Origin of the sequence: Actinoplanes sp. NPDC026623 (assembly GCF_040638275.1) — a bacterium.
Classification (GTDB): Bacteria; Actinomycetota; Actinomycetes; order Mycobacteriales; family Micromonosporaceae; genus Actinoplanes.
Genome location: NZ_JBEZXZ010000354.1, coordinates 1 through 4602, shown reverse-complemented (window position 1 = coordinate 4602; position 4602 = coordinate 1). Strand labels below are relative to the sequence as shown.

The window sequence follows — 4602 nt, the reverse complement described above, 5'->3', positions numbered from 1 at the left end:
GGGCGGCGCCGCGACCGCGGTCGCCGTCGCCGCGCTGGTCGCGGTGAACGTGGCCCTGCCGTCGCCCCGGCCGTCGACGACGGTTTCGCTCGGCATGGCCATGATGGCGCCGGCGGACCGGACGTGCACCTGGCCGGTGCAGGATCGCGCCTCCGACGTCTCGATCTTCCTGGCGCCGGACTCCACCGCGGCGCAGCGGGCCGATCTTCAGGCCGCGCTGGGCGCCGATCCGCTGGTGCGGGACCTGCGTTTCGAGAGCCGGGAGGCGGCGTACGCCCGCTTCAAGGCCCTCTGGGCGGACTCGCCGGACTTCGTGGCCTCGGTCAGCGTCGACTCCCTGCCCGCCGCGTTCCGGGTGAAGCTGGTCGAGCCGTCCGGGTACGTGGAGTTCGCCGCGAGGTTCCTTGACCTCCCCGGCGTCGAGCAGGTCGTCGGTGCGGCGTGCCCGGGGCCGACCAGGTGACGGCCATCGTGTCGTGGTGGCGTGATCGGGCGGTCCGGGACGAGGAGTTCACCGCGTTCGTCGCGGCCGCCACGCCTCGGCTGCGGCGCACCGCGTACCTGATGTGCCGGGACTGGCACCTGGCACAGGACCTGACCCAGCTGACCCTGGCGAGGATGTACGCGTCCTGGGCCCGGATCTGGCGCACCGCCGACCTCGAGGCGTACAGCCGCCGGGTCCTGATGAACGCGGTCTTCGACCAGCGCAGGCGGCGCAGCGGCTCCGAGGTCGTCCTCGCGGACCTGCCCGACCGGCCCGCTCCGGCGGCCGAGTCCACCATGGACCTGCACGTCACGTTGATGCGGGCGCTGGCGTCGCTGCCGGTGAAGGACCAGGCCATCGTGGTGCTGCGGCACTGGGAGGATCACAGCGTCGAGACGGTCGCCGAGATCCTGGGCGTCTCGGCCTCCGCGGTGAAGATGCGCAGCATGCGCGCGCTGGGCCGGCTGCGGGAGCACCTGGGCGAGGACTTCGCCGTGCGGTGAATCCGGGTGTACATTGACCCCTGTCGATGTCTCACTCGGAGGTTCCGCGATGCGCCGATCGGTCGCCCTCGCAAGCACGCTGGTCACGGTGACACTCGGCGTGAGTGTCGCCGTGACCGCCCCGCCGGCCGCCGCCGCGCCCGACATCACCAACCCGCAGGTGGTGGCGACCGGCCTGACCGTCCCGTGGGGCCTCGGGTTCCTGCCGGACGGCAGCGCCCTGGTCGCGGAGCGCGTCAGCGGCCGCGTCCTGCAGCTGCGCCCGGGCAGCGCCCCGGCCACCGTCGCCACCGTCGACGGCGTCACCCCGTCCGGCGAGGCGGGCCTGCTCGGCCTGGCGGTGTCCCCGACCTTCGCGCAGGACCGTTTCGTGTACGCCTACCTCACCGCCGCCGCGGACAACAGGATCGTCCGCTTCCGCCTCGACGCGCCGCAGAGCCAGGAGGTGATCCTCAGCGGTCTCGCCAAGGCGGACATCCACGACGGCGGCCGCATCGCGTTCGGGCCGGACGGCATGCTCTACGCGGGCGTCGGCGATGCCGGCAACACGGCGAACGCCCAGAACCAGCAGAGCCGCAACGGCAAGATCCTGCGGATGCGCCCGGACGGCGGCGTCCCCGCCTCCGGCAACCCGTTCCCCGGCTCCCTCGTCTACAGCCTGGGCCACCGCAACGTCCAGGGCCTGGCCTGGGACGCGCAGGGCCGGCTGTACGCCTCGGAGTTCGGCCAGAACACCTGGGACGAGGTCAACCAGATCGTGCCGGGCGGCAACTACGGGTGGCCGACGGTCGAGGGCCGCGCCGGCGACGCCCGGTTCCGCGACCCGATCGTCGTGTGGACCACGGCCGAGGCGTCTCCCAGCGGGGCGGCCATCGACGGCAACACCCTCTACGTCGCCGCGCTGCGCGGCCAGCGCCTGTGGTCGGTGCCGCTGGACGGCACCGGCGGGGCCGGCACCCCGGTCGCGCTGCTCCAGGGCCGGTACGGGCGGCTGCGCACGGCGGAGCGCGCCCCCGACGGCTCCCTGTGGGTCACCACCAGCAACCGGGACGGCCGCGGCACCCCGGCCGCCGACGACGACCGGGTGATCCGTTTCCCGGCCGCCGGCGCGCCCACCACCCCGCCGACGACGACCCCGCCCACGACGCCGCCCACGACCCCGCCGACCGGCGGGCCGACGGCCGCCTGCACGGTTCGCTGGGAGGTCAACCAGTGGAGCAACGGCTTCACCGCGAACGTCGCCGTGACGAACCTCGGTGCCGCCCGGACCGGCTGGGCCGTGACCTTCACCTTCCCCGGTGACCAGCGCATCGCCAACGCGTGGAGCGCCACGGTGACGCAGTCCGCCTCCCAGGTCACCGCGCGCAACGCGGGCTGGAACGGCGCGCTGCCGACCGGCGCCACGGCGACGTTCGGCTTCCAGGCCACCTACAGCGGCACCAACGCCAGGCCCGACGACTTCCGGCTGGACGGCGCGGCCTGCGCGGTCACCGGGTAACCGGGCCGTCGATCGCGTCGAGCGCCGGCCGGAGCGGGGTCAGCGCCGCCCGGACCAGGTCCGGCAGCGACCCGGACGGCACGACGAAACCGGGCATCGACGGCGCCGCGCCCGTGGTGTGCAGCCATTGGCGCAGCGCCACCCTGGCGGCCGCGCCGACGCCGGCGGACAGCACCTCGGCGGTCAGCCGGTCCACGCCCCGGCAGCGTTCGACGATGGCGTCGGCGAGCGGGGCCTCGATCGCGGCGGCGGTGTCGACGTAGCAGGCGCGCAGCGCGGAACTGGTCGCGATCATCAGCAGCGCGCCGGGCGGATGGTCGCCCGGATCGGCGTACAGCCCGGCGACGGCGTCGACCACGGCGTCGCCGAGGCCGGTCCCGGCCGGACGGGCTGCCACGGCCGCCGCGACGTGCGCCGCACGATCCGCGGTGATCGCGGCGACGATCGCGTGCTCGCGGCTCGGGAAGTAGTTGTTGTAGGTCCTGGGCGAGACCCCGGCCGCCTCGGCGATCTCCTCGACGCGGACGTTGCCGGCACCGCGCTCCAGCGCCAGGCGCAGCGCCGCCGCCCGCAGCGCCTCGCGGGTGGCCTGCTTCTTTCGTTCGCGCAAGCTCACGAGCCCACTGTGTCACACGAGGTGCGCGCACGCAAAGTTGCGTGCGCGCATAATTTTGCTACTGTCGGCCCCCGCCCATCCCCGGCAACCGAAGGAACCGACATGCGAGCCAAGGGCATCGCCTACGACACCGGCTTCGTCAGCGACGGGGTCAACTCGTCAGAGCGCTTCGACCGGGACCAGGTCCGGCGCGACCTGACCGTCATCCGGGACGACCTGCACTGCAACGCCGTCCAGATCGTCGGCGGCGATCCGGAACGCCTGGAGTTCGCCGCCCGGGCCGCCGCCGCGCTCGGCCTGGAGGTCTGGTTCTCGCCGTACCCGCTGGACCTGGAGACCGGCCAGGTCCTGGTCCTGCTCCTCGACTGCGCCGAACGGGCCGAGCGGCTGCGCGCCGCCGGGGCCGACGTCGTGTTCGTCGCCGGCGTCGAACTGAGCCTCATGAACCGGGGCTTCGTCGACGGCGACCGGGTCGACGAGCGCCTCGGCCGGCTGCTGGCCGACCCGGACGGCCGCGCCGAGCGGATCGCCGAGACCCGCTCGCGCCTCGACGGGTTCCTGCGCACCGCCGTGGCCGCGATCCGTCAGCGCTTCCACGGGAGGCTCACCTACGCCGCGATCCCGTTCGAGGGCGTCGACTGGGACCTGTTCGACGTCGTGACCCTCGAGCTCATCCGGTCCGCGGAGGTCGCCGACCGGTTCCGCGACGGCGTACGCGGCATCACCGCGCAGCCCAAGCCGGTCGCCGTCACCGGCTTCGGCGCCGCGACCTGGCGTGGCGCGGGCGACGTCGCGCCGCGCAGCATGGAGATCGTCGAGTACGACCCGGTCACCCGGGCACCGGTGCGGCTGAACGGGAGGTACGAACGCGACGAGACGGGCCAGGCGGCGTACCTCGGCGAACTGCTCGACATCTTCGACGACGAGGGCGTCGACGGCGCCTTCGTCTACCTCTTCGCGCTCTCCGGCTTCCCGCACCGGACCGACGGCGATCCCCGCGACGACCTCGACCTCGCCAGCCTCGGCATCGTCAAGGTCCTCGACGGCCCCACCGGCCCGCCGTGGGAGCCCAAGGCCGCCTTCGCCACGGTCGCGGAACACTACTCCCGCCCACATGAGTAGCCGATCCGGGACGGAAACACCTGGTCGTGGCGGCCCGGCTCAGGGAGCACGGACGCTCGACCTCGGCGACGTCGTGCAACGGCTCGCCGACCCGGACCGGCCGATCCGGGACGACCTCACCGAGGACGACGCCCGCCGTACGCATGGAGAACCGCTGACGGCGTTCCGTCGTTGATTCCCGGTGCGACGAAGAACTCTGCTGGCGGCGGGAGCCGCCGCGGCGGTGGCGGCGGCCGGGGCCGGCGCCTGGACCAGGCGTGCCGAACCGCCGGTGCGCCCGTCGGCGCCGGCCGGCACCGAGGCGGTGGAGCAGGTCCACACCGCCGCGCGGGGCCGCGGAGTGGACCGCGACACCGCGGTGCCGCACGGGGACGGCGAC

Annotated in this window: 6 protein-coding genes and 1 pseudogene; 6 read left to right on the top strand and 1 reads right to left on the bottom strand. The window is 74.1% G+C overall.

All coding sequences use genetic code 11. The annotated features are described in order from the left end of the window. From AB0F10_RS44355 to AB0F10_RS44345, 3 genes are all read left to right on the top strand, one after another. Positions 1-463, top strand: a 463-nt coding sequence (locus AB0F10_RS44355) for a permease-like cell division protein FtsX (RefSeq protein ID WP_360640392.1), incomplete at its 5' end; no start/stop codon positions are given. Next, entirely contained in the window at positions 442-987 is a 546-nt protein-coding gene (locus AB0F10_RS44350; protein WP_360640390.1) for a SigE family RNA polymerase sigma factor, read from the top strand. The genes AB0F10_RS44355 and AB0F10_RS44350, both read left to right, overlap by 22 nt. Before the next feature lie 49 nt (positions 988-1036). Continuing rightward, a complete protein-coding gene (locus AB0F10_RS44345) occupies positions 1037-2485 on the top strand; it encodes a PQQ-dependent sugar dehydrogenase (protein ID WP_360640387.1) in 1449 nt (482 codons plus the stop codon). Here the strand turns inward: AB0F10_RS44345 and AB0F10_RS44340 are convergent. Continuing rightward, positions 2475-3101: a TetR family transcriptional regulator gene (locus tag AB0F10_RS44340; RefSeq protein ID WP_360640384.1), complete on the bottom strand. Its 627-nt coding sequence runs from the start codon at positions 3099-3101 to the stop codon at positions 2475-2477. The two genes, AB0F10_RS44345 and AB0F10_RS44340, sit on opposite strands and share 11 nt — an antisense overlap. A gap of 102 nt (positions 3102-3203) precedes the next feature. Here AB0F10_RS44340 and AB0F10_RS44335 point away from each other — a divergent pair, with 102 nt between their 5' ends. The 3 genes and pseudogenes from AB0F10_RS44335 to AB0F10_RS44325 all read left to right on the top strand — a co-directional run. Next, positions 3204-4223 (top strand): hypothetical protein, encoded by a 1020-nt coding sequence (locus AB0F10_RS44335; RefSeq protein WP_360640381.1) that lies wholly within the window; start codon positions 3204-3206, stop codon positions 4221-4223. Then, on the top strand, positions 4216-4398 hold the full coding sequence (locus AB0F10_RS44330) for a hypothetical protein (RefSeq protein ID WP_360640378.1): 183 nt from the start codon (positions 4216-4218) through the stop codon (positions 4396-4398). The genes AB0F10_RS44335 and AB0F10_RS44330 overlap by 8 nt, the downstream gene beginning before the upstream one ends. Positions 4399-4404: 6 nt before the next feature. After that, positions 4405-4602, top strand: a pseudogene (locus tag AB0F10_RS44325) (esterase); the annotation flags it as partial.

What these genes read in the sequence shown, in the direction of transcription:
- AB0F10_RS44345 (WP_360640387.1), top strand. Translation starts at nt 1,037, where the DNA reads ATGCGCCGATCGGTCGCCCTCGCAAGCACGCTGGTCACGGTGACACTC.
- AB0F10_RS44330 (WP_360640378.1), top strand. Translation starts at nt 4,216, where the DNA reads ATGAGTAGCCGATCCGGGACGGAAACACCTGGTCGTGGCGGCCCGGCT.
- AB0F10_RS44335 (WP_360640381.1), top strand. Translation starts at nt 3,204, where the DNA reads ATGCGAGCCAAGGGCATCGCCTACGACACCGGCTTCGTCAGCGACGGG.